We start from the raw sequence: 26,996 nt of genomic DNA on the forward strand, positions 1-26,996 counted from the left end.
GCTACATGGTGATGGGATCGGTGCTTGTCCGGCGGCCGACCAGCAAGGTGTCCGCCACCAGGCGCAGCGGTTCCGTGTCGACATGGCTCTCACGCCGATCGAGCAGTTCGGCGAAGCGCCTGTAGAGCTCGGGATATTCCCCGGGCCCCTGCGCCTCCTGCTCCTGTCCGTTCACGAACAGCCTCTTGCCACCTTCGCGCAGCTCGATCGTGCGGCCGTCGGCGAGGCGGATGGCGATGGTCCATTCCTCGCCGTCGGTCTTGCGCCAGTCGAGGCTGACGGTCAGCGGACCGTCGGCTGCCGGGCTGTCGAACGTGGCTTCCACGGCGATGGGGTTCTGGGCGTTGCTCGGTACAGTCAGCACCGCATCACGCGCGAACAGCTTGCCGGGGAAGATGGCGGTGGCGATGGAGAAAGCGTTGATGCCCGGATCGAACACGCCGAACCCGCCCGATTCCCACACCCACTGCTGGCCTGGATGCCATTTGTGGACATCCTCATGCCAGGTGATGCGCATCTCGGCGACGCGCTGGCCCTTAAGCAGTTCGGCCGCCTTCGTAACGGCAGCGTTGGCCTGCGCGTGCCAGCTGGTGAACAGGGTCACGCCTTTCGCCTTGGCGAGTTCCGCGAGCTCCTCGATCTCGCCCAACGTCACCGTCGGCGGCTTCTCCAGCAGCAGGTGAAGTCCTGCACCGATGCAGTCGCGGGCAATCCCGTAGCGTGGACCGGGCGGCGTGGTGATCGCCGCGCAATCGATGTCCTTGATCGCGGCGAGCAGGTCGGTGTGGCTGGTGAAGTTCGGCGCGGGGCCGGTCCCCGACCGGCTCACACTGCCTTCGAGCGTGAAATCCGGATCGCCGGCGATGGCGGGCACGTGCTGGTCGGCGGCGATCTTGCCGAAGCCGATGACGGCGATCTTGTGCGGGCTCATCCGCGAACTCCAGCAACATAGGCCCGCGCCTTGGCGAGCGTGTCCTCAGGCGACTGGCCAGGCTTGTAGATTCCGCCGCCCAGTCCGAAACCCGCGGCGCCCGCGTCGAGCCAAGGCTGCATCGTATCCGGCTGGACACCGCCGACGACCAGCACAGGCACGTCCTTGGGAAGGACGGCTTTCTGCGCCTTCAGCACGGCGGGACTGGCGCCTTCGGCGGGGAAGAGCTTCAACACCTGGGCGCCCGCATTCAGCGCGGTGAAGGCCTCGGACGGGGTGAAGAAACCCGGACTGCTGACCAGCCCTGCGTTGACGGTGGCAGTGATCACGGCCGCGTCGGTGCTGGGCGATACGATGATGCGTCCGCCGGCGGCGGCCACCTCGCCGACCTCGCTCGGTTTCAGCACGGTGCCGGCGCCGATCAGCGCCTTGTCGCCAAGCCGGGCGGACAGCCGCTTGATGCTGGCCAGCGGCTCGGGGCTGTTGAGCGGCACTTCGATGATGCGGATGCCGCCCTCGTACAAAGCGTCACCAATGGCTTCGGCTTCGTCAGCGGTCACGCCGCGGATGATGGCCACCAGCGGCGATTCCGCGAGATAGCGCTTGAAGTCGTCAGTTGCGGTCATGGAAGCTCCTTCACCAGCGCCTGAATGCCCGCGAGGAAGGCGCGTTCCCCGTCGACTTCACGGGCCTCGCGGCCCGCTTCCGCCAGCGCGGCGGCGTAAAGGCGGGTGAGTTCGGGCCGGCCCATCACGATCACGTCGCCCGTGTCAGGGGCGCCGGCAAGGCCGGTTCGAACGTCCGCGCCGATCAGCAGTCCGCTGGTGAAGCTCGCCGCTTCATGGGCTTCCCGGACGCCCAGCAGGACGCCCGCGCGGACCGAGAAGAGTTCAGCCGTGAGCGCCTCGCCCCCCATGCCTTGCCGAACTCCGGCCAGGAATGGTTCTCCGACCGTCACCGAGGTCTGCAGCCATTGCGACAGGATGCTGTGCTTCGACAGCAGGCTGAACATCTCGCCGGTCATGACCGTGCGAAAGCTGGTCACTCGGCCGCCCTCCAGCACTGCCCACTTGTTGTGCGTGCCGGGGTGGCAGACCAGTGCGTCGGGCGGGCTGAAGCCAGCGGCGACGGCGCCGAACAGTTGCACCTCCTCGCCCCGCATCACGTCGGCGCGGGCACCGTTGTGATAGCTCAGGCCAGGAACGATGGCCGCTCGCTCGGCCGGGATCTGCTGCAGCTTTCGCGCAAGTTCGGCCGGGCCGGAGGGGCAGGGGACGTAGGGCGCTTCGACCCACCCCCGGTTGGAGCCGATCATTCCGGCCATCAGCAGCGGCAGGTCGCCGAGGCGCTGACGCACGTCACCGACGGCTGCCGGGAAACCGCCCGTCTTGATGGCCGTGATGCCCTGATCGTCCTCGAATTCGGCCTCGCTATGGCCATTGCGGTCCAGCCGCCAGGCCCGCCGGTTGGTGGTTCCCCAGTCGACCGCGATGATGCCGTTTTTCCACATGGGCTCGCTCATGCCAGAAAAGCGACCGGTCGGGCCACAAGGTCCGATGTTTTTTGCGTTCCGGTTCGCTATCCACGCTCTCCATGAGCGAAGAGTCGTCCGTCAGACTGATAGCCGACGTCCACGCCGTGCTGGGCGAGGGACCCCTGTGGGTGGCCGCCACCCAGTCGCTGTGGTGGGTAGACATCAAGGGTCGCAAGCTGTTCCGGCTGCGCTCCGGCAACCGGCTGGACGAGTGGGCGACCCCGTTCCGCATCGGCAGCATCGCCCCGCGCGAAAGCGGCGGGTTCATCGCCGGTACCGAGCACGGGTTCGCCCATGTCGATCCCGAGGCCGCACGCTTCGAATTGCTGTTCGACCCCGAGGAAGACCGCCCGAGCAACCGGTTCAACGACGGCAAGGTCGACCGCCAGGGCCGCTATTTCGTCGGCACGATGGATGATCTGGAGGTGAAGGCGACCGGTGCCTTCTATCGGCTCGACAAGACCCTGATGTGCCACCGGGTCGATGACGGCTTCAAGGTGACCAACGGACCGGCGTTCAGTCCGGACGGCCGTTACATGTATGCCAACGACAGCGCGCTTCAGCTGACCTACGCCTACACCGTCACGCCCGACGGCACGCCGGCGGGCAAGCGTGAGTTCGCCCGCTGGGGCGAGGGGGACGGCTATCCCGATGGACTGACCGTCGATGCCGAGGGCTGCCTGTGGATCGCCTTTTGGGACGGCGGGTGCGTACGCCGTGTGTCGCCCGACGGCGAGCGATTGGGTGAGTGGCGCTTGCCGGTGACCCGGCCGACCAGCCTCGCCTTCGGTGGCCTCATGCTCGACCAGCTCTACGTCACCAGCGCCAGCATCGGCCTCGACGAGGCCGCGCTTGCCAGCCAACCGCATGCCGGCGGGCTCTTTATGCTCAAGCCGGGCGTTAGCGGGATCGCCGAGCGTCCTTTCGCCGGCTGACCCGTCCGTATCTTATTCGTCCAGGAGTTTGAACAATCGCCAACTTCATGTTCGCGACGGGAATCGAGAACAGCATTCCCACCATCCAGAACGGCCGCGTACGGGTCGATCAGATGGAGGCCAGTCATCATTACCAGCGGTGGCAGCAGGACTTCGACTGCGTGGAGGAGATCGGGATCGAGTATCTCCGCTTCGGGCCGCCGCTGCACAAATGCTACCTCGGACCCGGCAAGTATGACTGGGAATTCGCCGATCTGACGCTGAACGACCTGCGGCGGCGGCGGATCACCCCGATTGTGGATTTGTGTCACTTCGGCGTGCCGGACTGGATGGGCAATTTCCAGAACCCGGACTTCCCCGACCTGTTCGCGGCCTATGCCTCGGCCTTTGCCGAGCGCTATCCCTGGGTGCAGCTCTACACGCCGGTGAACGAGATGTTCATCTGCGCCGTCTTCTCGGCCAAATATGGCTGGTGGAACGAGCAGCTTCGCACTGACCTCGGCTTCGTCACGGCCCTGAAGCACATCGTCAAAGGCAATGTGCTGGCCATGATCGAGATCCTGAAGCGCCGACCGGACGCGATCTTCATCCAGTCGGAATCATCGGAATATTTCCACGCCGACAGCCCGGCCGCAATCGGCCCGGCGGAAATGCTCAACGCCCGCCGCTTCCTCAGCCTCGACCTCAATTACGGTCGCCGCGTCGACAGCGAGATGTACGAGTATCTGCTCGATAACGGGATGACCCGCGAGGAATATCACTTCTTCCTGCACAATCGGCTGAAGCAGCACTGCATCCTCGGCAACGATTACTACTGGACCAACGAGCATCGGGTCCACGCCGATGGCCACACCGAAAGCTCGGGCGAGGTGTTCGGCTATTCCGAGATCACGCGGCAGTACCACAACCGCTACCGGCTCCCGATCATGCACACGGAAACGAACCTGCGCGAAGGTCCGACCGGGCAGGAGGCGGTGCAGTGGCTGTGGAAGGAGTGGGCCAACGTGCTGCGGCTGCGCAACGTCGGTATCCCGACCGTCGGCTTCACCTGGTACAGCCTGACCGACCAGGTCGATTGGGACACCGCCCTTCGTGAGAAGAACGGCAACGTCAATCCGCTCGGCCTGTTCGACCTCGACCGCAACATCCGCAACGTCGGCAAGGCCTACAAGAACCTCATCCGCGATTGGCGTGACGTGCTTCCGGCCTCGTCGGTGTGCCTGGCGGTACCGATCAAGCCGCTCGACCAGGAATGCTGGCCACCCGCCAGCGGTGATGCGGCAAGCGCGGGCCTCAAGCTCACCCAGCAGTCCCAGCAGAATGCGGAGTAAGCGCGATGTCGCTCCCTGAACTGATCATCGACCGGATCGAAACCTTCTTGGTTCCACCCCGCTGGGTGTTCGTGCGGGTGGAAACCTCCGACGGCGCGGTCGGCTGGGGCGAAGCCAGCCTCGAGGGTTATGGCGAAGCGGTGGTGGGCGCGTTCGAGCCTATCCGCGACCGCTTCATCGGCCACGACGCGCGGCGGATCGAGGATATCTGGCAGATCGCCTATCGCGGCGGCTTCTACCGCGGCGGCCCGGTGCTGATGAGCGCCCTCAGCGGCTTCGACCAGGCATTATGGGATCTCAAGGGCCATGCCGCGGGCCTGCCGGCGTGGGAGATGCTGGGCGGCCGGGTGCGCGACAAGATCCGCGCCTACGCCTGGATCGGCGGGGATCGGCCGCATGAGATCGCCGACGCCGCGCAGAAGCGCCGGGATCAGGGCTTCACCGCCGTCAAGATGAACGCGACGGCCGAGCTCGACTGGATCGGCACTCCCCGGTTGTTCGACGAGGTGGTGAAGCGCGTCCAGGCCGCGCAGGCGGTCGGCATGGATGTCGGCCTCGACTTCCATGGGCGCGTGCACCGGCCGATGGCCAAGCAGCTTGCCAAGGCGCTCGAGCCCCTGGGATTGCTGTTCATCGAGGAGCCGCTGCTGAGCGAGAACCCGGAAGGGTTGAAGCAGATCGCGGAACTGGTCTCGACGCCAATCGCCCTTGGTGAGCGGCTCTACTCGCGGTGGGACTTCAAGCGCTTCTTCGAGCTTGGCGCGGTGGACATCATTCAGCCGGACCTGAGCCACGCCGGGGGCCTGAGCGAATGCCGCCGTATTGCCGCGATGGCCGAGGCATTCGACGTGGCGGTGGCGCCCCATTGCCCGCTCGGGCCGCTGGCGCTTGCCGCCTGCCTCCAGCTTGCCGGCACCGCACCGAACGTCGCCATCCAGGAGATGAGCCTCGGCATTCATTACAACGTCGGCCACGACCTGCTGAACTTCATCACCGATCCCGAGGTGCTGACCACCCAGGACGGCTACCTCGCGATCCCGACTAAGCCGGGTCTTGGCGTCACGATCGACGAGCAGGCGGTGCGGGAGGTGGCGAAGGACGCCCATCGGTGGCGCAACCCGGTGTGGCGCCAGCACGACGGCAGCTTCGCAGAGTGGTGAGGCAGGTCCCGTCCAAATGGATGGGGCCTAACTCCTGCGCCTTGTAACTGGGGTGCTCAGGCAGCCCGGCGCTTGTACTCGACGGACCCGAGCTGCTCGGTCAGCGCGTCAAGCGTGGCATCGGCGTCTTCGACACCGTGATACTTATCGTGCAGCTCCGCCTCACGGACGGTGAGCTCCCGGAAGTAGCTGATGGAGAGCCGGCGACCGAACACGTCGTCACCGCGCATCTTCAGCTCGGGATCAGCCGATTCCGGCAGGCTGTCGCGGATCGCCACCAGCGTGGTGATCAGGCGGTCAAGCGACGTGTAGTCGCTGATTTCGATAAAGTCCTTCACGCGCGTACGCATGATCCATCTCCTCCCCGAGATCCCCCGGGGCAAGGTTCTGCGCCGCGCGATTCCGTGACGCAATCGAGAATTGGCACTTATCCCCAGTCGAGTTACGGCCATCTGAACATCTCAGTCGAAAAGGGTTCAGGTCCATGGCCGACAGCACCACCATTACACTCGCCGCTGGGCCTCTCTTGCTGGAGCTAAGTCCTTCTATTGGTGGATCAATCCGGAACTTCTTCTGGATTGAGGGAGGTCAGCAGACCCCCCTATTGCGCGAAAGCCACAGCGACGACGCAACCGTCCTCGATCATGCCTGCTTTCCGCTGGTGCCTTATGTGAATCGCATTCGCGGCGGTGAGTTTCGTTTTAGGGGCGAACCAGTCAGCCTTGCGCCGAACATGGCCGGGGACCCCAGCCCCCTGCACGGACAAGGCTGGCTGGGCAGCTGGTCGGTCGAGCAGGCGGACGCCACGATGGCAGAGCTTCACTACCGCCACGAAGCTGGAGAATGGCCGTGGGACTATGAGGCGCGGCAGACCTTTGTGCTGGATGAAAAAGGTCTGAGCGTTCGCCTGGAATGCGGTAACATGTCGGATCGGCCCATGCCCTGTGGCCTTGGTCAGCATCCCTACTTCCCGTGCGACGCAACGACACGGCTCGACACGCGGGTCGAGACAGTGTGGGAGATCGACGAGCATGTCCTTCCGACACGGCAGGTCCCTGCAACCGGGCGGTATGACCTCAGCAACCGCGCGGTCTGCGGCCAGGACCTCGACCATGGCTTTGGCGGGTGGGGCGGCGAGGCGCGCATCTGGGAGGAGGGCGGCCCCCGGCGCCTCACCTTATCCTCGCCCCAAGCCAAATTCTTCCAGCTCTATTCGCCGCCGGCGGGCGGCATCTTCGTGGCCGAGCCGGTGACCCACGCCAACGCCGCGCTGAATGAGCCGGAGGAGCGCTGGGGCGAACTCGGGATGCGGGTGCTCGAGCCAGGGGAGAGCATGGCTTTGGACACGCGGCTGGACGTCGATCACGGGTGACGAGCGCGGGCCGACAGCCTCGCGCCATTGGATGTTCGGTTAGGAAAGACTAAGTTTCACTCTGGTATCGACATGGCCGTGCAACGTCTTTCCCCTCTCACGCCGCGTGACCGCGCCGGCGCGCTCGCCGCCGTGGTGCTGGTGCAGCTGGCGATCCTCGCCGCCCTGATCGCGTCGGGGCGGGTGACCCTTTCGTCAGGTCCGAACACGCCGCCGATCCAGACCTTCGAGGTTCGCATGCCGGCCGTTCCCCACGCCATTCCGCGCGAGCGGCCGCAACCAAAGGCAGCCCGCCCGGAGGCGGAAGCAAGCGCGGTCAACCTGCGCAGCCTTGCGACCCCGGTCTCCGCGCCCAAGCCGGTCGTGGTGCTGCCGGCCGCACCCAAGGTGATCGTCAGCGACACGCCGATGGCGGGAGCCGCTCCGACCCAGGGCGCGGCGGATCAGCCGGGTCCCGGCATGGGGGCGGGCGGTACCGGCGCTGGAACGGGCGCTGGCGATGGCGGCAACGGTTCTGGTCAGGGTGGCGGTGGCGGGATCGCCAGCGGACCCCGGCAGATCGCCGGCGCGATCACCCGGCGCGACTATCCAGCCGAACTGCGCGACCGCGACATCCCCTACGAGGAAGTGGCGCTGCAATATCGGGTTGGCGCGGACGGCTATGTGCGCGGTTGCCAGGTGCTCCAGTCGAGCGGTTCCCCGTTGCTGGATGAGCGCACCTGCTCCCTTTACGAGCAGCGCTACCGGTATCTTCCGGCGCGCGACGCCAGCGGCCGGCCGGTGGAGATCACCATTCGCGCGATCCGTAGCTGGTCACTTCGCCGCTGATCAGCGGCGCGCCTTGCGGATGGTCTCGTCGAGCCACGCGACCCTGACGCCCAATTTGTGCACTTCCAGGTGGTTGAGGATGGTCTGTCCATCGGGCTGCAACGCCAGCTGCTGGGTCACCTTGAGCCCATTCTTCATCGAATAGCGCACATCCGCCCGTGGCCCCGACACCGTTAGCTCGACCGGGCCGACGGCTTCGGTCAGGCTGCCGGTGAAGTGGCCCGGTCCGGCTGGGCGCATCACCCATTCGCGGGTGCGAGGGGCCTTGCCCTCCTCCGATATGCGCTGGATCAGCAGCAGCCCGCCCTTCCGCCCCGGTCGACCGACACTGTCGACCTGCACAGCGTGCGCACGGCTCAGCACCTGATGGAAGCGTCCGTCGCCATGACTTCGCCCGGTGAAGAAGGCGATCGGATCGAGGTTGCCGGCGGACGCCGCGGGTAGATCCACCCCGGTGCAACCGGAGAGGGTGAGAACAAGAAGGGGCAGAAGAAGGCGCATCGGCATCATCAACGCCTGACCGGCCGGATCAGCTCACCCGCCCCGCAACCAGCGCATCGACCACCGACGGATCCGCCAGCGTGGACGTGTCTCCCAGTGCGCTGAATTCGCCTTCCGCGATCTTGCGGAGGATGCGTCGCATGATTTTGCCGCTGCGGGTCTTGGGCAAGGCGGGCGCGAACTGCAGGCTTTCCGGTACGGCCAGCGCGCCGATATGCTTGCGCACCTCGGCCTTGATCGCGGCGACCAGCGCTTCGTCGCCCGTCGTCGCTGCAACAGTGAGTGTGACGAAGGCGTAGATGGCCTGACCCTTGATGTCGTGCGAGACCGGGACGACCGCCGCCTCGGCGACGGCGGGATGTTCCACCAGCGCGCTTTCGACTTCCGCCGTCGCAATCCGATGGCCGGAGACGTTGATGACGTCGTCGACCCGGCCGGTGATCCAATAATAGCCGTCCTCGTCACGGCGGCAGCCGTCGGCCGTGAAATAGAGGCCGGGGTAGGCGGTGAAGTAGGTCTGGAAGAATCGATCGTGGTCACCCCACAGGGTGCGCATCTGTCCCGGCCAGGAGACCGGTATGCACAGGTTGCCGCTGGCGGGCCCCTCCAGCACCTTGTGCTCCGCATCCAGCAATTGCAGCTCGATCCCGGGAAGCGGCTGAGTGGCCGAGCCGGGCTTGAGGTCCGTGGCGCCAGGCAAAGGCGAGATTAACGCCCCGCCGGTCTCGGTCTGCCACCAGGTGTCGACGATCGGGCAGCGGCTTTCGCCCACGACATGGTAGTACCACTCCCACGCTTCCGGGTTGATCGGCTCGCCCACGGTCCCCAGCAGTCTGATGGTCTTGCGGCTGTGCGCCTTCACCGGCGCGTCGCCTTCGCGCATCAAGGCGCGGATCGCGGTCGGCGCGGTGTAGAAGATAGTGACTCCAAGCCGGTCGCAGGTTTCCCAGAAGCGCCCGTAATCGGGGTAGTTGGGCACGCCGTCGAACATGACGCTGGTCGCGCCGTTGAGCAGTGGCCCATAGACGACATAGGTGTGGCCGGTGATCCAGCCGACATCGGCCGTGCACCAGAAGATGTCGCTGTCTTCCGCCCCGAAGATCCAGTCGAAGGTGGTCGCCGCCCAGACCGCATAGCCGCCGGTGGTGTGGACAACGCCCTTCGGCTTGCCGGTCGAGCCCGAGGTGTAGAGGATGAACAGCGGGTCTTCCGCGTTCATCACCTCCGGCTCCGCTTCGGTCGCCAGGCTGTCGCGCACTTCCGAATAATCGACATCGCGGCCAGACTTCATGGGAACGTCGGCGCCGGTGCGGCGCACAACGATGACGCTTCGAATGCCCTGGCTCATCCCGAGCGCTGCATCGACGTTCGCCTTCAAGGGGATGGTCTTGCCGCCGCGTACACCCTGGTCGGCGGTAATCACGACCTCCGCCCCGCAATCGTCGATTCGGCCCGCCAGACTTTCCGGACTGAAGCCGCCGAAGACGACCGAATGCACCGCCCCGATCCGGGCGCAGGCGAGCATGGCCGCCGCCGCTTCGGGGATCATCGGCAGGTAGATCATGACCCGGTCGCCCCGGCGGACGCCCTGCTGGCGCAGCAGGTTGGCGAAGCGGCAGGTCTCTTCGTACAATTCGCGGTAGGTCCAGGCATGGCCCGTCCCGGGCTCGTCCGGTTCGAAGATCAACGCAGGCCGGTCGGCGCGCTCCGCCAGGTGCCGGTCGAGGCAATTGACGGACAGGTTGAGCTGCCCGTCCTCGTACCACCGGATATGGAAGTCGTCGGCCGCGAAGCTCCAGTCACCGGCCTTGGCCGGCGCGCGTGACCAGTCCAGCCGGTGCGCCTGGTCGAGCCAGAAGCCGTCCGGATCGCGCGCGAATTGCTCCCGCAGCCTGGCCAGTTCGTCCGGCCCGATCCGGGCGCTGAAATGCTCCGGGACCGGGTGGACGGCGTGGCTCATGCTTGTGGCTTCTCCAAGGTGCTCATGTCGATCACGAAGCGGTAGCGAACGTCATTCCTGAGCAGGCGTTCGTAGGCTTCGTTGACCTGGTCCATCCGGATCGTCTCGATCTCGGGATAGATGCCCTTGGCGGCGCAGAAGTCGAGCATTTCCTGAGTCTCGGGAATGCCGCCGATGGCCGAGCCGCCGACCGCGCGATTCCACCAGACGAGCTTGCCGCCGGTGAACGGCGGCATCTCCATCAGTGCCCCCACGATTACCATCCGCCCCGACCGGCCAAGAAGCTCGAGATAAGGGTCGATCTCATGGCTGACCGGGATCGTGTTCAGGATGAAGTCGAAGCGGGTCGCCGCGGCCTTCATCTGCTCACGATCGGTCGAGATGATGACGTCGTGCGCGCCCAGCTCGCGCGCGTCCTCGCCCTTGCTCGGCGTGGTCGTGATCATGGTCACGTGCGCGCCCAGCGCAGCGCCAAGCTTCACGCCCATGTGGCCCAGCCCGCCAAGGCCGACGACGGCCATCTTCGTGTTGGGGCCGACGTCATACTGCCGCAGCGGCGAATAAGTCGTGATGCCGGCGCACAGCAGCGGCGCGACCCGGCTGACGTCCATGCCCTCGGGTACCTTGAGGACGAAATGATCACGCACCACGATGTGGTCGGTGTAGCCGCCCTTGGTGATCGTGCCGTCGTGATAGTCCTTGCTGTTGTAGGTCTGCACGCAGCCCTTGCGGCAGAAGACCTCCCAGCCTTCCAGGCACTGGTCGCATTCCATGCAGCTGTCGACCATGCAGCCGACCGCAACGGTGTCCCCGACGCGGTGCCGAGTGACCTCGTCGCCGACGGCGGTCACGGTTCCGACGATCTCATGGCCCGGGATCACCGGATAGCGGCTCCCGCGCCAGTCGTTGCGGCAGGTGTGGAGGTCCGAGTGGCAGATGCCGGAATGAGTGATCTGGATCGCAACGTCGTTGGGCCGAAGGTCGCGGCGCTCGAAGGCGATCGGCTTCAGCGGCTGATCGGGGGCGTCGGTGCCCCAGCCGATGGCGGTGGTTCCCATGGGTTCAGTCTTTCAGTGAGAGGTCGGACCGGGCGAGAACGCGCTGGGCCTGGAGAAGGTGCGGGCGATCGATCATCCGTCCGTCGATACTGAGCACGCCCGCGTCGGGCTGTGCCGCGAACGCGTCGACCACCGCCTGGGCATGGTGCACGTCCTCGGCCGTGGGGCTGAACGCCTCGTTGATGGGCGCGACCTGCGCGGGGTGGATGGCGAGCTTGCCGTCGAACCCCTCGCGGGCCGCGGCGAGCGCTTCGAGGATCAATCCGGGCTCATCGCGGAAGTCGGTGAAGACGGTGTCCACTGCGCAGACGCCTGCGGCCTTCGCTCCGGCCAGGCACAGCGAGCGGGCCATTCGGTAGGTGAAGGACAGGCCGCCGTCCTCGTCATATTTGCTGCTCGCGCCCAGGTCGGCTGATAGGTCCTCCGCTCCCCAGCTCATCGCGCTCAGTGCATTCTGCCCTCGATAGCTGAGCAGGCCGAACAGGCTGGCGGCCGTTTCGGTTACGATGGCGTGGATGGGGATGCTGCCAGTGCGGTGGGCGAGCGTTTCGACGTCGGCGCCGCCCTCGCTCTTGGGCAGCACGATCCCGTACACCGCGCTGTTGGCAAGGATGTCGAGGTCATCCTTGTGCCATTGGCTGGTGAGCGGATTGATCCGCACCCACAGCTGGCTGCGGTCCGACGCGGCGAGCGTCTTCACCATGTCTCGTGCGCGGGGCTTTTCCGACGGCGCGACGCTGTCTTCGAGGTCGAAGATGATCGCGTCGGCGCCGCAGTCGAGCGCCCGGGCAATCTTCTTCTCGCTGTCGGCCGGAACGAACAGCCAGCTGCGCGGAGGGGCGGAGGTCATGCCGGTTTCCGGTGGAGCAGGGCGGTACGCTTCATCGTGCACACTGTTTCTCCACGCTGGTTGAGCGCGCGATGCTCCCACGTGACCAGCCCGGCGGTCGGGCGAGACTTGCTCTCGCGTAAGGCCACGGCTTCGCTCTCGATCCGCAGCGTGTCGCCGACGAACACGGGCTTGGGAAACTTGACCTCGTCGAAGCCCAAGTTGGCGACCAGCACACCCATGGTGGTCTCGGCCACCGACACGCCAACCACCAGGCTGAACGTGAAGCAGCTGTTGACCAGGATCTGCCCGAACTCGCTGGCCTTTGCCGCCTCCGCGTCGAGGTGCAGCGGCTGGGGATTATGGGTCAGGGTCGAGATCAGCAGGTTATCGGTCTCGGTGACCGTGCGCGTGATGGGGTGGGCGACGGTGTCGCCGACCTGCCACTCGTCGAAATAGCGTCCGGGCATGCCTCACCGCTTAGGCGAGCGAAGGGCCGGTTGCCAAGGCTCAGCCGACGCCGCCTGTCCGCTGCAGTCGGCCGCGCAGGTCGGGCATCAATACCCGCTGGACCGCGACCTCGGGCGAGGACGAGCGCAGCACCACCGCGAGCTGTCCGAGCGCCTGGCCGACGCCGTCGATGGTCTGAAGCGAAGCGCCGTGACGAAAGGCCGTGACGCTGTCGCGGGACAGGTTGCCGCGGATGACGTCGATCTGCCGCCAGGCGAATTCGAGTTCATCGGCGACTCGCTGCCACAGGACATTGTCCGTCGGCACCAGCGCCGGATCCTCATGCCGCCACGCAGTGCGGCGGATCGAGCGGCGCTCCGATGTTTGCGGTACCAAGGCAAGCTGCCGGAATTGTTCGGGCGAGCGGAAACGAACCACCTTGCTCAAATGTGCGACTCCCCAGTCGGATGCCGCGCCCCCCGGCGCGCTCACCCTCTTGTAGGAAGAATTTGCCGCCGCAGATTGAAACCTATCGATTTGTAACGAGCAGTTCCGCCACCGCCTCGGTGATCGCGTCGCCGTCCAGCCGGTAAGCGGCATAGAGGTCTGGCAGATTTCCGGTCTGGCCGAACCGCTCCACCCCGAGGGGAGCGACCCGCTGGCCGAGCACACCGCCCAGCCACGACAAGGATGCGGGCGCGGCATCGCACAGGGTGACCAGTCCCGCCGTGCGCGAAAGGCGGCCGAGCAGGCGTTCGGCATGGCTGGGCGCGCGCTGACCCTGCCACCGGGCCGCCTGCGCCGAGGTCCAGCCGCGGTGAAGCAGGTCGGGCGACGTAATGCTGAGCAGCCCCAGACCGGGCAGATCGACGCTGAGTTCCTCCCACGCCGCCAGCGCTTCCGGCATGACCGCGCCCATGGCAACGATGGCCGCTTCCGCATTGGGGCCCGGCTCGCGCAGCCAGTAGGCGCCTTGAAGCGCGTCGGCCTTCCACGCGTCGTCCTGCCGCTCGATCTGCACCAGGTTGCGGGTCGACAGACGCAGGTAAGTGGACTCGCCGTTCGGATCATCGATCAAGCGGAACGCCTCGTGCATGCACAGCGCGAGCTCGTCGGCATAGGCCGGCTCGTAATGGCGCAGGCCCGGCTGGCCGAGGGCGATCAGCGGCGGGTTGATCGACTGGTGCGCGCCGCCCTCCGGCCCAAGCGTGATGCCGCTCGGCGTGGCGACCAGCAGGAAGCGGGCATCCTGATAACAGGCGTAGTTGAGTGCATCGAGGCCGCGCGCGATGAACGGGTCGTAGAGCGTCCCAATGGGAACCAGCCGCTGCCCGAACAGGTCGCCCGCAAGGCCGGCCGCCGCCAGCATCAGGAACAGGTTGCTCTCGGCGATGCCCAGCTCCACGTGCTGGCCGGTCGCCGTCATTCCCCATTTCTGGGCCGACGGGATCTTCGCGCTGGCGAAGGCGTCGGCAACTTCCTTGCGGCGGAACAGGCCGCGCTGGTTCACGAAGGCCCCAAGGTTGGTCGAGACCGTGACATCGGGCGAGGTGGTAAGGATGCGATCGGCCAGCGGATGACCGGACTTGGCGAGGTCGAGCAGGATCCGACCGAACGCCGCTTGCGTGCTCTGCTCCTCCCCGGCGGGTGCCGGAATGGCCGGGATCTCGATCTGCCCAAATAGTCGCCGGCGCTTCTCCCGCATGATGCGTGAACGGTCGATCAGGGCTTCCACGCCGGCGCGGGCGTTGCCGCCCAGCGGGCCGAGCGGTTCCCACTCCGCGCCTTCGGCTACGCCCATCTGCTCACGCAGGGCGCTCATCTGTGTCGGGTTCATCAGCCCCGCATGATTGTCCTTGTGGCCGGCGAAAGGCAGGCCGTAGCCTTTGATCGTCCAGGCGATGAACAGGGTCGGCACATCGTCGGCGCTGGCTGCATCGAACGCCTCGACCAGAGTCTCCATGCAATGGCCGCCAAGGTCGCCCATCAGGCTGGCGAGTTGCGCGTCATCCAGCCCCTTGAGGAACGGCTTGGCGGCCTTGCCAAGCTCACCCTCGATCCGCGTCCGCCAGGCCGCGCCGCCCTGGTAGGTGAGGGCGCTGTGATCGGCATTGGGCAGCCGGTCGAGCCAGTCGGCGACGGCGGGATGCTGGGCCAGCGCGGCGCCCAGCCGCTTGCCGTAGCGAAGCTCGACCGTGCGCCAGCCGCAGGCGCGGAAGATCTCGTCGAATCGCTCGAACATGCGGTCGGCGCTGGTCGCATCCAGGCTTTGCCGATTGTAGTCGACGATCCACCACAGGTTGCGCACATCGTGCTTGGCGCCCTCGATCAGCGCTTCGTAGATGTTACCCTCGTCCAGCTCGGCGTCGCCGATCAGCGCCACGAAGCGGCCCCGTTCGTCCTGCTGCAGCCAGCCACGGGCGCTCAGCCAGTCCTGCACCAGGCTGGCGAAGGCGGTGATCGCCACCCCGAGCCCAACAGAGCCGGTGGAGAAGTCGACGGGAATGCGGTCCTTGGTGCGGCTGGGGTAGCTCTGCATTCCGCCAAACCCGCGGAAGTTCTCCAGTTGCTCGCGGGTCTGTGACCCAAGCAGATAATGGATGGCGTGAAGCACCGGCCCGGCATGCGGCTTCACCGCCACGCGGTCGTTGGGGCCGAGCGCGCGGAAGTAGAGTGCGGCCATGATCGCGGTCATGGACGCGCAGCTCGCCTGGTGGCCGCCGACCTTGAGACCGTCCGCGCTCTCCCGCACGTGGTTGGCGTGGTGGATGGTCCAGGCGCTGAGCCAGCGCAGCCGCTCCTCGACGGCCTTGAGGGCGGCGAAGTCGGGCGGGGTGGGGACGGTCGACATACCCCCGCGCCTAGCCGCGCCTCCCTCGCAGGCCAAGCGAGCAGTCGGAACCCGCCGCCCGTATTGCGGTTGCGCCACTGCCAGGATCATCCCGGGAGACCCAGAAATGCGAGCTTTTGCCCTTTTTCTCGCCGCCGGCGTGTCGCTCAGCGCGTGCACGATGAATAATGAAGGCGACATGGGACCAGTCCCCCGCGTGGCGCCGCCCGCGGCCATGACCGGCGATCCCTCAAGCCCGATGACGGCGGCCGGCTATGTGCCGATGGCCGCGAGTAGCGACCAGCTGGAAATCCAGTCCAGCCAGCTTGCCTTGCAGGCTTCGACGAACCAGGCGGTTCGCAGCTTCGCCAACATGATGATCGCCCACCACCAGTCGACGTCGGCGGCACTGGCCAGCGCCGCTGCCAGCGCCGGTCTGCCGCCACCTCCCATGGCGCTGCTGCCGATGCATCAGCAGATGCTCGACCAGCTGCGCTCGGCGGGTACCGGCCAGGCGTTCGATAATGCCTACAAGGCAATGCAGATCCAAAGCCACCAGGCGGCGCTGCAGCTGCACCAGGGCTATGCCAGCGGCGGAGACGTGCCCGCCTTGCGTCAGGCTGCGGCCTCGGCGGTGCCGATCGTGCAGCAGCACCTCACCGCCGCTCAGAACCTCAACGTCATGGGAGCGATGATGAGCCCCGGCATGCCGATGAACGGCCAGCCGGCCCCAGCCACCGCCCCCGTCCGCTCGGGTGAGCGCGGCTAGGACTCAGGCCACGTCCGTTCCGTCCAGCCGCGCGTCGAAACGCTGCTGGGCGGCGCGGATGCAGCCGATGTGGGCCATCGCCCAGCGGCCGAGTGCCTCCACCGGCTCCTTCAGCGATTCGCCAAGCTCGGTCAGCGCATAGGTGACGCGCGGCGGCACGCTGGGCTCGACCGTGCGGCTGACGAGGCCATCGCGCTCGAGTCCCCGCAACGTAAGGGTGAGCATGCGCTGGCTGATCCCGTCGATCTGACGTTTGAGTTCGTTGAACCGTCGCGGCCCTTCGCCCAGGATCATCACGATCAGAACTGACCACTTGTCGCCGACCCGGTTCAATACCGGCGAGACATTGCGGCAGCCGGTCGTCTCCAGGCGCAACTCCACCTCCGGCGTGTCATGAAGGACTTGCTGATGGGCGGTTACAGGCATGTGCCCCGATACCTTTCCTGTGCCTACTTGAAGGCGCAATTCGTATGGTTACCTTTAGTGCCCAGGTAATGTTTCATTACCAGATAACCAAGGGTGACCATCATGAGCCGCATTCTTCGCGTCGATAGTAGCATCACTGGCGAGCATAGCGTGAGCCGGCAACTCACCGCTCATATCCTCAAGCAGCTGACCGCCGCCGAACCTGGCGCCGAAGTGGTGGAGCGCGACCTTACGGCCGATCCGCTTCCGCACCTGACCCTCGAACATCTCGGGCCCAATGCCGAGCTGGACGCCTTCATGGCGGCGGACACGGTGGTGATCGGCGCGCCCATGTACAATTTCACGGTGCCGACCCAGCTCAAGGCTTGGCTCGACCGCATCGTCGCGAACGGCACCACCTTCCGTTACACCGCCGAAGGTACGCCTGAAGGCCTGGCCGGGGGCAGGCGCGTGATCGTCGCGCTCAGCCGGGGCGGGTTCTACGGCGCCGAGCAAGGTAATGCCGAGTTTGAGCATCTGGAAACCTATCTCCGGGCGATCTTCGCCTTTGTCGGAATCACGCCGGAGTTCGTTCGCGCCGACGGGCTCAACCTCGGAGCCGAGGCGAAGAGCCGGGGCGTCGAGGCGGCGCTGGGAGAGGTTGAGCGGCTGGCTGCCTGAGCCGGACCCCATGCGCTGACGCGCTCCAGAGGTGACCGCCTGCCAGCCCACCGGTGCGGGCTGGTCACCTTTGGCGCGCTTCCTTGCCTCTAGGTAGATGCGCGGATGGCGGGCAGCGCCTGCCACGACTAATTCGACCGGCATGAGCATGGAGGAGAAGATTGCCGCGTTGCGGGCCAAGGCAGCACGTTGCCGCCGGTTGCTGGGCGGCGTGCTGGACACCCAGGCAGGAGTGGCGCTGCAGCAGCTTGCCGCCACTTATGACGCGCATGCCGACGAACTCGAACAGCAGGCGTCACGCAAGCAGCCCCAGCGCTTCACCCGCACGGCGGCCGATTAGACGCCAGCCGGCACCACTTACCGGCTTGGTCGTTTGGGCAGGTGAGGAGAGATGCTATGGCTGAGCTGAGTGCCGGCGAGCGCGACCATCTGGATGCAACCGAGTTCGCCTTTCCCAAGGAGCGCAAGGAGCCGCTGGAAAATGCAGCGCACGTCCGCAACGCGGTGGCGCGCTTCCGGCAGGTGAAGGACGTCACCGACGCGGAGCGCGACGCCGCCTGGCACCGGATCGAGCGGGCGGCAAAGAAGTTCGGCGTGGAACTCCAGGAAAAGAGCTGGCGCGAGCTCAAGGCAAGCAATTAGGCGTCGGACGGTGGCGGTGAGTGCAAGCGGGCAGCAGGAACCGCCCGACGCTCTCTCGGTTGGCACTGCATGAGAAAGAAAAAGACCGAGACCTACGCCAAGGCCAGCGAGGTGATCGCCGAGGACGGACGCGTGCTCGTCGACGGACCGGATTCGGTCGATGTGGCGCTGACGCCCGACGCGGCGATCGAATCAGGCGAGCGGCTGATCGAGGAGGGGCTGCGCGCAACCGGGCAGCAACGCGAGAAGAAGATCGACCACCGGCCGAAGTAGACCCTTATTCCGCCATCCGCGGCATGATCTGCTCGATGTGAGCGGCGCCTGCCGACTGAGCCTCCTCGGCCTGTCGGTCATAAGCCTCAGCGAGCCGCAGCAGCGCGGCTATGGTCTGATCGTCCGCCATACCGTTGGCCAAACGACGGCACTTGGCCGCCTTGTCACGAAGAGCGGTCGCTTTGATCTCCTCCGGCATGGCAAGCCGGTAGCGCCATGGACTTGTGTCGACAAGCCGACTTTCTGACTTTTCTTCTATTGTCAGGCAAGCAGGCGAAGCGGGTTCTCGATCAAAGGCCTGAGCGCCTGCAGGAAGCTTGCCGCATCCCACCCATCGACCACGCGATGGTCGCATGAAAGGGACAGGTTCATCCGCTTGCGGATCTCCAGCTCGCCGTTCAGCGGCACGACCTTTTCCTCAATCTTGTTGACCGCGATGGTCGCGACCTGCGGCGGTGAGATGACGGGGGTGGAGGCGATTCCGCCCATCGGCCCGAGCGACGAGATGGTGAAGGTCGGTCCGCTCAACTCCTCCCGCGTGGCCTTGCCCGTCTTGGCGGCATCCGACAGGCGCGCGATCTCCGCGGCGAGTTGCCAGATCGACAGGCGCTCCGCGTTGCGGATCACCGGCACCATCAGGCCGCCAGGGGTCTGCGCCGCCATGCCCATGTGCACCGCTCCATGCCGGGTCACCACGTTCGCCGCATCATCGTAGGTGGCGTTGATCATCGGATAGTCCGCGAAAGCGCGGGTCAGCGCGGTGATCAGGAACGGAAGGATCGTCAGCTTCGGGTTCGAGCCGCGGTCCCGGTTCATCATCGCGCGCGCGTCCTCAAGCGCGGTGACGTCGAACTCGTCGACCAGCGCAAAGTGCGGAATCCGGCGCTTCGCCTCCTGCATATTCTCCGCGATCTTGCGGCGCAGGCCGACGACCTTGATCTGCTCGTCGGCGCGAGGGGCGCCCGACCCGCGGGTCGAAACGCTGCCACCATTGTAGAGCAGGTAGGCGTCGAGGTCGGCGTGACGAATACGCCCGTCGACGCTCTTCACCTGCGCAAGGTCGATGCCGAGATCGCGGGCGCGCTGGCGCACGGCCGGCGTGGTGAGGATTTGCGGCTTGTGTTCGGCCGATGGCGGCGCGGCGGGCGCTTCCGGTTCAGCCTGGGCCGCCACCGCCGCTTGAGGCGCGGTCGGCGGTTCGGCGACTTCCAGGGTGGGGTTGGCTGCTTCCTGAGCAGGCGTCGGGACCTCCGCGCCATCGGCCAGCGGGACTTCTTCCGCCGCGGCAGTGGGAGCGGCGGCAGCGCCCTCCGTCTCGATGGTCACCAGCACCGAGCCGATCGCGACCTGATCGCCGACCTCTCCGGCAAGCGCGGTGACGGTGCCGGCCACCGGCGACTCCATCTCCACGGTCGCCTTGTCGGTCATCATGTCGGCGAGTTGCTGGTCTTCCTCGACCCGGTCACCGACTTTGACGTGCCAGGCGACGATCTCGGCCTCGGCAATGCCTTCGCCGATGTCGGGGAGCTTGAACTGGTAAGTCGCCATCAGTCAGCCATCACTTTTTCTAGGGCAAGTTTCATGCGCTTGGGCCCCGGGAAATAGGCCCACTCGTAAGCGTGCGGGTAGGGCGTGTCCCACCCCGCGACCCGCTCGACGGGCGCTTCGAGATGGTAGAAGCAGCGCTCCTGCACCAGCGCGGCGAGTTCCGCGCCGAAACCGCTGGTGCGGGTCGCTTCCTGGACCACCAGGCAACGGCCGGTTTTCTTCACGCTCGCCTCGATCGCCGCGATGTCGAGCGGCACGAGCGTGCGCAGGTCGATGACTTCGGCGTCGACGCCATTCTCCTCGGCGGCGGCAACCGCGACATGGACCATCGTGCCGTAGGTGAGGACGGTCAGCTCCGCGCCTTCGCGGGCGACGCGCGCCTTGGCCAGCGGTACGGTATAATAGTCGTCCGGTACCTGCGCTTCCGGGCGCTTGGCCCAGGGCGTGACTGGGCGATCATGATGGCCGTCGAATGGGCCGTTGTAGATTCGCTTGGGCTCGAAGAAGAGCACCGGATCGGGATCCTCGATCGCGGCGATCAGCAGGCCCTTGGCGTCGTACGGCGTCGAGGGGATGACGACCTTCAGCCCCGCGACATGCGTGAACAGCGCTTCGGGGCTCTGGCTGTGGGTCTGGCCGCCGAAGATGCCCCCGCCATAGGGCGAGCGGATGACCATCGGCATCGTCCACTCGCCGGCCGTGCGATAGCGCATGCGGGCGACTTCGCTGACGATCTGGTCATAGCCGGGGTAGATATAGTCCGCGAACTGGATCTCGATCAGCGGCTTCAAGCCATAGGCCGCCATGCCGACGGCCGTGCCGACGATCCCGCCTTCGCTGATCGGCGCGTCGAAGCAGCGCTGCTTGCCGAACTCCTTCTGAAGCCCGGCAGTGGCGCGGAATACGCCACCGAAGTAGCCGACGTCCTCGCCGAAGACGACGACATCGGGGTCGCGCGCCATCATCACGCGATGGGCCGAGTTGATGGCCTCGATCATGTTCATCGTGGCCATATCAGAGCCCTGCTTCCTTGAGGCACTGGTCGCGCTGCTCGGCGACGTGCCAGGGCACTTCCGCGAAGACGTCGTCGAACATGCTGGCGATGTTCTCGCGGCCCTGTTCGGGCAAGATGCCGAGTTTCTCGGCTTCCTTCTGGGCAGCGCGGACTTCCGCGTCGGCGGCCTTCACCAGTTCCGAATGACGGTGCTCGTCCCACTCGCCGGCGCCGATGAGATGTTGCTTCAGCCGCTCGATCGGGTCGCCCAACGGCCATTGCTGGGCTTCGCCTGCCGGGCGGTAGCCCGTGGGGTCGTCGGAAGTGCTGTGCCCTTCCGCGCGATAGGTGAAGTATTCGATCAGGGTCGGTCCGTGGTTGCCGCGCGCACGCTCTGCCGCCCAGCGGGTCGCGGCATAGACGGCAAGCGCGTCATTGCCATCGACCCGGAGGCCCGCGATGCCATAGCCGACCGCGCGATTGGCGAAGGTCGCCTTCTCCGCGCCGGCGATGCCGCTGAAGCTGGAGATCGCCCACTGGTTGTTGACCACCGCCAGGATCACGGGCGCGGTATAGACAGCGGCGAAGGTCAGCGCGGAGTGGAAATCGCCTTCGGCCGTGGCGCCGTCGCCGATCCAGCCCATGGCAATGCGGCTGTCGCCCTTGATCGCGCTGGCCATCGCCCAGCCGACGGCCTGCGGATATTGAGTGCCCAGGTTCCCGCTGATCGAGAAGAAACCGTGCGGCTTGTCCGAATACATGATCGGCAGCTGGCGACCGTGCAGCTTGTCCCCGCGGTTAGAATAGATCTGGCACATCATGTCGACCAGCGGGTAGCCGCGGGCCACCAACAGGCCCTGCTGGCGGTACGTCGGGAAGTTCATGTCGTCGCGGTCGAGCGCGGCAGCGGCGGCGACCGCAATCGCCTCTTCCCCGGTGCATTTCATGTAGAAGCTGGTCTTGCCCTGCCGCTGGGCGCGATACATCCGGTCGTCGAATACCCGAACCGTGACCATGTCGCGCAGCATCTTGCGCATGGTCTCGGGATCGAGCCTCGGGTCCCAGGGACCGGTCGGGCGGCCTTCATCGTCCAGCACCCTGACCAGCGTGTCGGTCAGCGGGAAGGTCTCCCGCGCCGGAGCGCCGGTGTCCGGCCGCGGCGCGGCACCCGCTGGCGGCACCACCACCTTGGAAAAATCGGGCGTATCACCGGGCCGGTAATCCGGCTCGGGCACATGCAGCGACAGCGCCGGCGCGTTGCGGCGGTCTGTGGGGTCGACCTCACTCATCGCCGCCGCGCTTAAAGCGGAGTCGGGCGGGCGGCAACCGCGCGTGGTCGAGCGGTTGACCCGTCCCGCCGGGACGGGCTAGCGGCAGGGCATGTCAGACACCCCGCCCGACCGCCTCAGCCTCGACCCCAGCAGCCCGCATTTCAACGCGGAGCTCCTCCAGCGAGGGGTGGGCATACGCTTCAACGGCAACGAGAAGACCAACGTCGAGGAATATTCGGTCAGCGAGGGCTGGATCAAGGTCGCCGCGGGCAAGAGCCGGGACCGGTTCGGCAACCCGATGACCATGAAGCTCAAGGGCACGGTCGAGCCCTACTTCCAGAATGCCGAGGCCGGCGCCGACACGCAGGCCGGTGACGACGGCGCCACGGACCAGTCCGACGAAGCCTAAGGTTTCGCCGGCCCGATCTCACATCTACAGGCTGTGCGTACGCGTGGTGGGTGACGCCGGCGTCGCCGAGCGCGGGTAGGTCGGGGTCGACTTGCGCTCACGGTTCCAGTCGTAGAGCTTCTTCGCACCATAACCGAGCGCGAGCAGAGTGCCGAAGGGCCCGAGGCCCCGTGCCGCCATGCGGGCGCCGGCCGCACCGAGGATCGCTCCCTTCACGCCGTCGTGGCGTCCCGCGACACGGTTGCCGATAAAGGCACCAGCCAATTTGCCGAGCATCGATCTTCTCCCAAAAAAATCCTGTCTGCTTCACAAAGCGCACTGTCTGGCTTGGCGGTTCCTTGGCGCGGATTGGCGAAACATCCCAAGTCGCATGGTGGAAAGTCCCAATCCCGCCCCACCAAGCTGAACGATCGTTCAGCAAATGGCGGAAATCTGCGTTTGGCACGGGTCTTGTATTGTTATTGGCATGCCTCGCCGGGCGATCCGGCGGACACGACAGGGAGTGAAGACCGTGACCATCAAGACTTCGTTTTTCGCCGCCATTGCCGCCCTCATGGTGAGCAGCATCACCGTCGGCGCCGCGATTGCCCCCGCCCAAGCCCAGGCCGTCAGCCTGCCGGTGCGGACCCTCGTCAATGCTTGAGGCCGGCGTGACCGCGCTGGAGCCCCGCCGGGGCAGGCTCGAATGGATCGGGCCGATCCCGGTCGAGGCTTCGCAAGAAGGTCTCGCGCTCGGGCCAGTAGGCCGGGCACTCGACTTTCTCGACATCGTGGCCGCGAGTGCGCTTTCCGCACTCTTCGCTGCCATCAAACGCTGAACCTTCTTCAAGGATCTGACCGCCATGACAAGCCGCATCCCCTTTGCCCTCGACTCCCGCGACAAGAAGCTGCTGGGTGTGTGTTCCGGGCTGGGTCGCAGCTTCAACATCGACCCGACGTTCATTCGGGTGGGCTTCGTCGCGGCGCCGCTGCTGCCGCTGATCTCGCTCTGGAACGTCATCGTCATCTACATGATCTGCGCCGCTGTCGGAGCGATCGCCAAGGGGCGGCTGAACCGGCCCGAGCGGCTGGATCGGCGGAGCGAGTTCGAGCGGATGAGCGATGTCGGCGCGCGGACCTCCATTCACGACCTTCGCACCAAGCTGGACGCAACCGACCGCCGGCTGATGGCGATCGATGACCACCTCCACTCGGCCGACAGCGACGCTCTCGCTCGCGAGATCGAAGCGCTGCGCCGCGAGGACAAGAAGACGGAAAAGGAGACCAACTGATGGGCTTCGAGACGGTTCTGACGATCGGCGCGCTGACCCTGGTGGGACTGGGCCTGGCCGCGATCGCCGTGCTCAAGGGCTGGAACGGCTGGCTTGAGCTGAAGAAAATGGAGCTGGCGCACGGAATGCCCAGCTATCGTGAGGACAGCGCGCCAACCTTGACGGGCGGGCGGATCGAGATGGCGGACCTCAAGGAGCGCGTCCGCAAGCTCGAGCAGATCGCCAGCGGGATCGACCTCTAGGTGGCGGCTCCTCGGTCGAGGAGCCGTAGCCATGTGGAGACCGCCCACTTCAGGACCACGCTTCAGCAAAGATGCAAAAGCTCTTCGCGCATTAGTTTCCCGTTAAACTACCGCCGTTAACTGCTGCGGCGATGTCATTCGCCCAATCAGCCGCCAAGCCACTCTTAAGCCCGATCGCAATCGCCGATCAGCCTCGCTTCCTCCCCACCAACTGGGGAGCTGCGGCGCGGGCCGTCGTGCTCAGCATTGCCGGCGTGTCGTTGTTCATCCTTGTGCTCGACGCCGTCGTCTTCCGCGCCGCGCTGCCAGCGGATTACGTTGCCTTTTACACCAGCCCGCTCGAGCATCGAACCGCCGCCGCCATGCTAGGGTCGCTGATGGAAGAGGTGAAATACCGGCTGCTCGTCATGACGCTGCTTCTGCTGTTCTTCACCCGCTTCGCGCGGAGCGGAGCGATCTGGCCGGTGATCGTGGCGATCGTTGCCGCGCAGTTCGTCAACGTGGTCGGGCCGCTCATTCAGTTGCCCGTCTACTCGCTGTTCCGCTTCTGGCTGGTCGGGTGCGTGTGGGGGCTGCTTTACTGGCGTCACGGGTGGGCGGCGGCGGCCATCGCGCACCCGCTCACCCACCTCGTGATGGACCCGCTGCTGCGGGCCGCGCTCTCCTAGAAGCCGAAGCTCGCCGTCAGCCGGATGTCGCGGCCCGCCAGCGGTGCATAATCCTTGAGCAGGCTGCTCGCCCGCCGGGCGGTCACGTCGAACAAATTGTTGGCGGAAAGGCCCAGCGTCAGGCTCGGCCGGTCCTCCAGCGGACGCCAGTTCACCGCCGCGTTCACCAGCGTGAAGCCGTTCGTCTCGGTTTCGTTCGGTGCGGTCCGCCGCTGGGCGAAGTCACGCTCCACCTCCAGCCGCGCGTCGACCTTGCCGCGCTTCGCCGTCAGCGCGCCCTGCACCCGAAGCGGCGGGATCTGCGGGGCCGGGCCGAAGTCCTTGATGCTGGCGCGGACATAATCGGCAAAGCCCTCCGCGCCGAACTGCACGCCGCCCACGGTGCCGATTGGCGCCCCAGCCTCCAGCTCGAAGCCGGTGTAGGTCGCCTTGCCCTGGCGGAAGGCATAGACCGGCAGGTCGTCGCGGATCTCGCCGGTCGGCACCTGGTAGATGAAGTTGCCGAACTTGCTGGCGTAGGCGGTCAGGCCGACGTGGGTGTCCCCATGGGCATAGCGCAGGCTGGCCTCGCCGCCGATGCTGCGTTCGGTCCTGAGGGTCGGGTCGCCAAGCTCGAACGAAGCGGTGCCGCCATGCGGGCCGTTGGCGAACAACTCGTCGATCGACGGCGCGCGGGCGTTGCGGGCGAGGTCACCGCTCAGCCGCCAGTCGGAGTTCAGCTTGTAGCTTGCACCCACCGATGCGGACACGGTGGAGAAGCTGCGGCGGAGGTCGGGATTGCCGACGACCGCGTCGGCGGCGGCGGTGAGGCGCGACTTCTCGAAGCGTACGCCGCCTTCGATCCGCACCGGGCCGGTCTCATAATGCTGGACGGTGAACAGGCCCGCCTGCCGCTGCCGGCTGTCGGGAAGATACTTCTCGTCGCCCCGGATTCGCTCGCGCTTGTCGAGATACTGGATTCCGCTGGCGCCCCCGAACCCGTTCCGATCGGCCTGCTCCAGGTCGAGGCGTGCTTCCCCGCCCTTGGAAAAGAAGGTGCTGTTGACCCCGCCGTCCGGGGCGAGCTCATCATGCTTGTAGTCCGACAGGCCACCACGAAAGCGCAGCTGGCGGAACGCGCCGTGCAGCGGCATTTCGGCCCGGGCGTCGTAGCGGGTCTGGTGGACATTGATGCGCGAACTCTCCGACCCGATTGCGGGGTCGAGCGAATAGCGGATCGGCACGCCGTAAAGCGACGTCCGGCGCGTCGCCGAAACACCAACGTTGAGCCCGCCGTCGACATAAGCGAGGCCGCCAGCCACCTCTGCACTGCGGCCGGCGCTGTTGGGGAGGTCACCCTTCAGGCCGGCCAGCGCACGAATATCCGCGTCGGGGCTGGCCAGGGCCTGCGTTCGCAGCGGGTCGGCCAGGATGGTGCCGCCGGTACGCAGGTCATCGTTCTTGGCCCAGCTTGCGTCGGCATGGGCGACGAAGCCGCCGCCAACCGCAACATTGAGGACTCCGCTCGCCAACCGGTCGTTGGCGGCGGTGCCGTAGCCGAGGTTGACCTGTCCGCCGACACCGCGGCTGGGAATCGAACGCGGGATGCGGTTGTCCACCACGTTCACCACCCCGCCAATGGCCGAGCTTCCGAACAGCAGGGCCGCGGGGCCGTGGACCACCTCGATCGACTGGGCGGTGAGCGGGTTGATCGCCACCGCATGGTCGGGGCTGGAGGTGGAGACGTCCAGGCTGCCGATTCCGTCCGCAAGGACGCGGATGCGGTCGCCGGTGAAGCCGCGCAGCACCGGCCGCGAGGCGTTCGGACCGTTGCTGGTCGCGCTGACGCCCGGCTGGTTCGCCAGCGTTTCGCCGAGTGTCGGGCGAACGCTGGACGCGAGCTCGGTCCCGCCGAGCACCTGCACGTTTCCGAGCACATCATCGTCGCGCCGGCGACGGCCGGTGACGACGATGTCCTGCCCTTGCGGCGCGGCAGCGGTAGGGGGCGGCGCGGCGGCGCCAGCATCCTCGGCCGGCGTGGTGACAACGGTGGCCGCAGGCTCCGTGGGAACGGCGACGGGTTGCGCGACAAGCGCGGCGGCAAGGAAAGCGGTGGACATGAACT

The 26,996-nt window shown here is 66.4% G+C and carries 34 protein-coding genes; 16 read left to right on the forward strand and 18 right to left on the reverse strand.

Annotation, left to right across the window (positions count from 1 at the left end; translation table 11 throughout):
* Window position 1: 1 nt before the first annotated feature.
* From M8312_RS13685 to M8312_RS13695, 3 genes are read right to left on the reverse strand one after another with little or no spacing between them, the layout of a single operon-like run.
* A complete protein-coding gene (locus tag M8312_RS13685; RefSeq protein WP_250118236.1) occupies window positions 2-931 on the reverse strand; it encodes a Gfo/Idh/MocA family protein in 930 nt (309 codons plus the stop codon).
* On the reverse strand, window positions 928-1,557 hold the full coding sequence (locus M8312_RS13690) for a 2-dehydro-3-deoxy-6-phosphogalactonate aldolase (RefSeq protein ID WP_250118237.1): 630 nt from the start codon (window positions 1,555-1,557) through the stop codon (window positions 928-930). Before M8312_RS13690 ends, M8312_RS13685 begins: the two co-directional genes overlap by 4 nt.
* Window positions 1,554-2,453, reverse strand: a complete 900-nt coding sequence (locus M8312_RS13695) for a 2-dehydro-3-deoxygalactonokinase (RefSeq protein WP_250118238.1) — start codon at window positions 2,451-2,453, stop codon at window positions 1,554-1,556. Before M8312_RS13695 ends, M8312_RS13690 begins: the two co-directional genes overlap by 4 nt.
* Before the next feature lie 71 nt (window positions 2,454-2,524).
* Between M8312_RS13695 and M8312_RS13700 the strand changes: the two genes are divergently transcribed.
* The 3 genes from M8312_RS13700 to dgoD are packed head-to-tail and all read left to right on the forward strand — an operon-like array spanning window position 2,525 to window position 5,891.
* On the forward strand, window positions 2,525-3,400 hold the full coding sequence (locus M8312_RS13700) for an SMP-30/gluconolactonase/LRE family protein (protein WP_250118239.1): 876 nt from the start codon (window positions 2,525-2,527) through the stop codon (window positions 3,398-3,400).
* A gap of 47 nt (window positions 3,401-3,447) precedes the next feature.
* Complete coding sequence (locus M8312_RS13705; protein ID WP_250118240.1) at window positions 3,448-4,731, forward strand: family 1 glycosylhydrolase; 1,284 nt, start codon at window positions 3,448-3,450, stop codon at window positions 4,729-4,731.
* A gap of 5 nt (window positions 4,732-4,736) precedes the next feature.
* The gene (gene dgoD / locus M8312_RS13710; RefSeq protein WP_250118241.1) at window positions 4,737-5,891 is read left to right on the forward strand and encodes a galactonate dehydratase; all 1,155 of its coding nucleotides are present in this window, start codon (window positions 4,737-4,739) and stop codon (window positions 5,889-5,891) included.
* A 56-nt stretch (window positions 5,892-5,947) separates the two neighbouring features.
* Here the strand turns inward: dgoD and M8312_RS13715 are convergent, their stop codons facing one another.
* Window positions 5,948-6,241 carry a hypothetical protein gene (locus tag M8312_RS13715; RefSeq protein WP_250118242.1) on the reverse strand — a complete coding sequence of 98 codons (294 nt, stop codon included), beginning with the start codon at window positions 6,239-6,241 and terminating at the stop codon, window positions 5,948-5,950.
* A 134-nt stretch (window positions 6,242-6,375) separates the two neighbouring features.
* Between M8312_RS13715 and M8312_RS13720 the strand changes: the two genes are divergently transcribed.
* Window positions 6,376-7,263: an aldose 1-epimerase gene (locus tag M8312_RS13720; RefSeq protein ID WP_250118243.1), complete on the forward strand. Its 888-nt coding sequence runs from the start codon at window positions 6,376-6,378 to the stop codon at window positions 7,261-7,263.
* 72 nt (window positions 7,264-7,335) lie between these two features.
* Window positions 7,336-8,091 (forward strand): energy transducer TonB, encoded by a 756-nt coding sequence (locus M8312_RS13725; RefSeq protein ID WP_250118244.1) that lies wholly within the window; start codon window positions 7,336-7,338, stop codon window positions 8,089-8,091.
* Here the strand turns inward: M8312_RS13725 and M8312_RS13730 are convergent, their stop codons facing one another.
* The 7 genes from M8312_RS13730 to M8312_RS13760 form a co-directional block, all read right to left on the reverse strand.
* Window positions 8,092-8,592 (reverse strand): DUF3833 family protein, encoded by a 501-nt coding sequence (locus M8312_RS13730; RefSeq protein ID WP_250118245.1) that lies wholly within the window; start codon window positions 8,590-8,592, stop codon window positions 8,092-8,094.
* A gap of 28 nt (window positions 8,593-8,620) precedes the next feature.
* Complete coding sequence (acs, locus tag M8312_RS13735) at window positions 8,621-10,552, reverse strand: acetate--CoA ligase (RefSeq protein ID WP_250118246.1); 1,932 nt, start codon at window positions 10,550-10,552, stop codon at window positions 8,621-8,623.
* Window positions 10,549-11,610 carry an NAD(P)-dependent alcohol dehydrogenase gene (locus tag M8312_RS13740; RefSeq protein WP_250118247.1) on the reverse strand — a complete coding sequence of 354 codons (1,062 nt, stop codon included), beginning with the start codon at window positions 11,608-11,610 and terminating at the stop codon, window positions 10,549-10,551. The genes acs and M8312_RS13740 overlap by 4 nt, the downstream gene beginning before the upstream one ends.
* A gap of 4 nt (window positions 11,611-11,614) precedes the next feature.
* Window positions 11,615-12,460, reverse strand: coding sequence for an HpcH/HpaI aldolase/citrate lyase family protein (locus M8312_RS13745; RefSeq protein WP_250118248.1), 846 nt, complete (start codon window positions 12,458-12,460; stop codon window positions 11,615-11,617).
* Window positions 12,457-12,909 carry a MaoC family dehydratase gene (locus tag M8312_RS13750; RefSeq protein WP_250118249.1) on the reverse strand — a complete coding sequence of 151 codons (453 nt, stop codon included), beginning with the start codon at window positions 12,907-12,909 and terminating at the stop codon, window positions 12,457-12,459. The genes M8312_RS13745 and M8312_RS13750 overlap by 4 nt, the downstream gene beginning before the upstream one ends.
* A 40-nt stretch (window positions 12,910-12,949) precedes the next feature.
* On the reverse strand, window positions 12,950-13,336 hold the full coding sequence (locus tag M8312_RS13755; RefSeq protein ID WP_250118250.1) for a hypothetical protein: 387 nt from the start codon (window positions 13,334-13,336) through the stop codon (window positions 12,950-12,952).
* 82 nt (window positions 13,337-13,418) lie between these two features.
* Window positions 13,419-15,740: a thiamine pyrophosphate-binding protein gene (locus tag M8312_RS13760; RefSeq protein ID WP_250118251.1), complete on the reverse strand. Its 2,322-nt coding sequence runs from the start codon at window positions 15,738-15,740 to the stop codon at window positions 13,419-13,421.
* Window positions 15,741-15,846: 106 nt separating this feature from the next.
* On the opposite strand from M8312_RS13760, the gene M8312_RS13765 reads away from it, so the two are divergent.
* Window positions 15,847-16,488 (forward strand): DUF4142 domain-containing protein, encoded by a 642-nt coding sequence (locus M8312_RS13765; RefSeq protein WP_250118252.1) that lies wholly within the window; start codon window positions 15,847-15,849, stop codon window positions 16,486-16,488.
* Window positions 16,489-16,491: 3 nt separating this feature from the next.
* Here the strand turns inward: M8312_RS13765 and M8312_RS13770 are convergent, their stop codons facing one another.
* Window positions 16,492-16,914, reverse strand: coding sequence for a winged helix-turn-helix transcriptional regulator (locus tag M8312_RS13770; protein WP_250118253.1), 423 nt, complete (start codon window positions 16,912-16,914; stop codon window positions 16,492-16,494).
* Between the two features lie 102 nt (window positions 16,915-17,016).
* Between M8312_RS13770 and M8312_RS13775 the strand changes: the two genes are divergently transcribed.
* From M8312_RS13775 to M8312_RS13790, 4 genes are all read left to right on the forward strand, one after another.
* A complete protein-coding gene (locus M8312_RS13775) occupies window positions 17,017-17,574 on the forward strand; it encodes an FMN-dependent NADH-azoreductase (RefSeq protein WP_250118254.1) in 558 nt (185 codons plus the stop codon).
* A 142-nt stretch (window positions 17,575-17,716) separates the two neighbouring features.
* Complete coding sequence (locus M8312_RS13780; RefSeq protein ID WP_250118255.1) at window positions 17,717-17,914, forward strand: hypothetical protein; 198 nt, start codon at window positions 17,717-17,719, stop codon at window positions 17,912-17,914.
* A gap of 56 nt (window positions 17,915-17,970) precedes the next feature.
* Complete coding sequence (locus M8312_RS13785) at window positions 17,971-18,216, forward strand: DUF6582 domain-containing protein (RefSeq protein ID WP_250118256.1); 246 nt, start codon at window positions 17,971-17,973, stop codon at window positions 18,214-18,216.
* A gap of 69 nt (window positions 18,217-18,285) precedes the next feature.
* Window positions 18,286-18,489 carry a hypothetical protein gene (locus tag M8312_RS13790; RefSeq protein WP_250118257.1) on the forward strand — a complete coding sequence of 68 codons (204 nt, stop codon included), beginning with the start codon at window positions 18,286-18,288 and terminating at the stop codon, window positions 18,487-18,489.
* A 4-nt stretch (window positions 18,490-18,493) separates the two neighbouring features.
* On the opposite strand, the gene M8312_RS13795 is transcribed toward M8312_RS13790, so the two are convergent.
* The 4 genes from M8312_RS13795 to M8312_RS13810 all read right to left on the reverse strand — a co-directional run bounded on the left by M8312_RS13795 (window position 18,494) and on the right by M8312_RS13810 (window position 22,320).
* Window positions 18,494-18,688 carry a hypothetical protein gene (locus tag M8312_RS13795; protein WP_250118258.1) on the reverse strand — a complete coding sequence of 65 codons (195 nt, stop codon included), beginning with the start codon at window positions 18,686-18,688 and terminating at the stop codon, window positions 18,494-18,496.
* A 62-nt stretch (window positions 18,689-18,750) separates the two neighbouring features.
* The gene (locus M8312_RS13800) at window positions 18,751-20,037 is read right to left on the reverse strand and encodes a dihydrolipoamide acetyltransferase family protein (RefSeq protein WP_250118259.1); all 1,287 of its coding nucleotides are present in this window, start codon (window positions 20,035-20,037) and stop codon (window positions 18,751-18,753) included.
* A complete protein-coding gene (locus M8312_RS13805) occupies window positions 20,037-21,050 on the reverse strand; it encodes an alpha-ketoacid dehydrogenase subunit beta (protein ID WP_502957428.1) in 1,014 nt (337 codons plus the stop codon). Before M8312_RS13805 ends, M8312_RS13800 begins: the two co-directional genes overlap by 1 nt.
* Before the next feature lies 1 nt (window position 21,051).
* The gene (locus M8312_RS13810) at window positions 21,052-22,320 is read right to left on the reverse strand and encodes a thiamine pyrophosphate-dependent enzyme (RefSeq protein WP_250118260.1); all 1,269 of its coding nucleotides are present in this window, start codon (window positions 22,318-22,320) and stop codon (window positions 21,052-21,054) included.
* A 91-nt stretch (window positions 22,321-22,411) separates the two neighbouring features.
* Between M8312_RS13810 and M8312_RS13815 the strand changes: the two genes are divergently transcribed.
* Window positions 22,412-22,711, forward strand: coding sequence for a DUF3297 family protein (locus M8312_RS13815; protein ID WP_250118261.1), 300 nt, complete (start codon window positions 22,412-22,414; stop codon window positions 22,709-22,711).
* A 24-nt stretch (window positions 22,712-22,735) separates the two neighbouring features.
* On the opposite strand, the gene M8312_RS13820 is transcribed toward M8312_RS13815, so the two are convergent.
* Window positions 22,736-22,987 carry a hypothetical protein gene (locus M8312_RS13820; protein WP_250118262.1) on the reverse strand — a complete coding sequence of 84 codons (252 nt, stop codon included), beginning with the start codon at window positions 22,985-22,987 and terminating at the stop codon, window positions 22,736-22,738.
* 226 nt (window positions 22,988-23,213) lie between these two features.
* On the opposite strand from M8312_RS13820, the gene M8312_RS13825 reads away from it, so the two are divergent.
* From M8312_RS13825 to M8312_RS13845, 5 genes are all read left to right on the forward strand, one after another.
* Window positions 23,214-23,354: a hypothetical protein gene (locus tag M8312_RS13825; protein WP_250118263.1), complete on the forward strand. Its 141-nt coding sequence runs from the start codon at window positions 23,214-23,216 to the stop codon at window positions 23,352-23,354.
* Window positions 23,347-23,529, forward strand: coding sequence for a hypothetical protein (locus tag M8312_RS13830; protein WP_250118264.1), 183 nt, complete (start codon window positions 23,347-23,349; stop codon window positions 23,527-23,529). The genes M8312_RS13825 and M8312_RS13830 overlap by 8 nt, the downstream gene beginning before the upstream one ends.
* 24 nt (window positions 23,530-23,553) lie before the next feature.
* Window positions 23,554-23,982, forward strand: coding sequence for a PspC domain-containing protein (locus M8312_RS13835; RefSeq protein WP_250118265.1), 429 nt, complete (start codon window positions 23,554-23,556; stop codon window positions 23,980-23,982).
* Window positions 23,982-24,224, forward strand: a complete 243-nt coding sequence (locus M8312_RS13840) for a hypothetical protein (RefSeq protein ID WP_250118266.1) — start codon at window positions 23,982-23,984, stop codon at window positions 24,222-24,224. The genes M8312_RS13835 and M8312_RS13840 overlap by 1 nt, the downstream gene beginning before the upstream one ends.
* Before the next feature lie 131 nt (window positions 24,225-24,355).
* Window positions 24,356-24,892 carry a hypothetical protein gene (locus M8312_RS13845; protein ID WP_250118267.1) on the forward strand — a complete coding sequence of 179 codons (537 nt, stop codon included), beginning with the start codon at window positions 24,356-24,358 and terminating at the stop codon, window positions 24,890-24,892.
* Here the strand turns inward: M8312_RS13845 and M8312_RS13850 are convergent.
* Entirely contained in the window at window positions 24,889-26,991 is a 2,103-nt protein-coding gene (locus M8312_RS13850) for a TonB-dependent receptor (protein WP_250118268.1), read from the reverse strand. The genes M8312_RS13845 and M8312_RS13850 overlap by 4 nt on opposite strands.
* Window positions 26,992-26,996: the final 5 nt, after the last annotated feature.

Origin of the sequence: Sphingomonas sp. KRR8 (assembly GCF_023559245.1) — a bacterium.
Lineage (GTDB): Bacteria > Pseudomonadota > Alphaproteobacteria > Sphingomonadales > Sphingomonadaceae > Sphingomicrobium.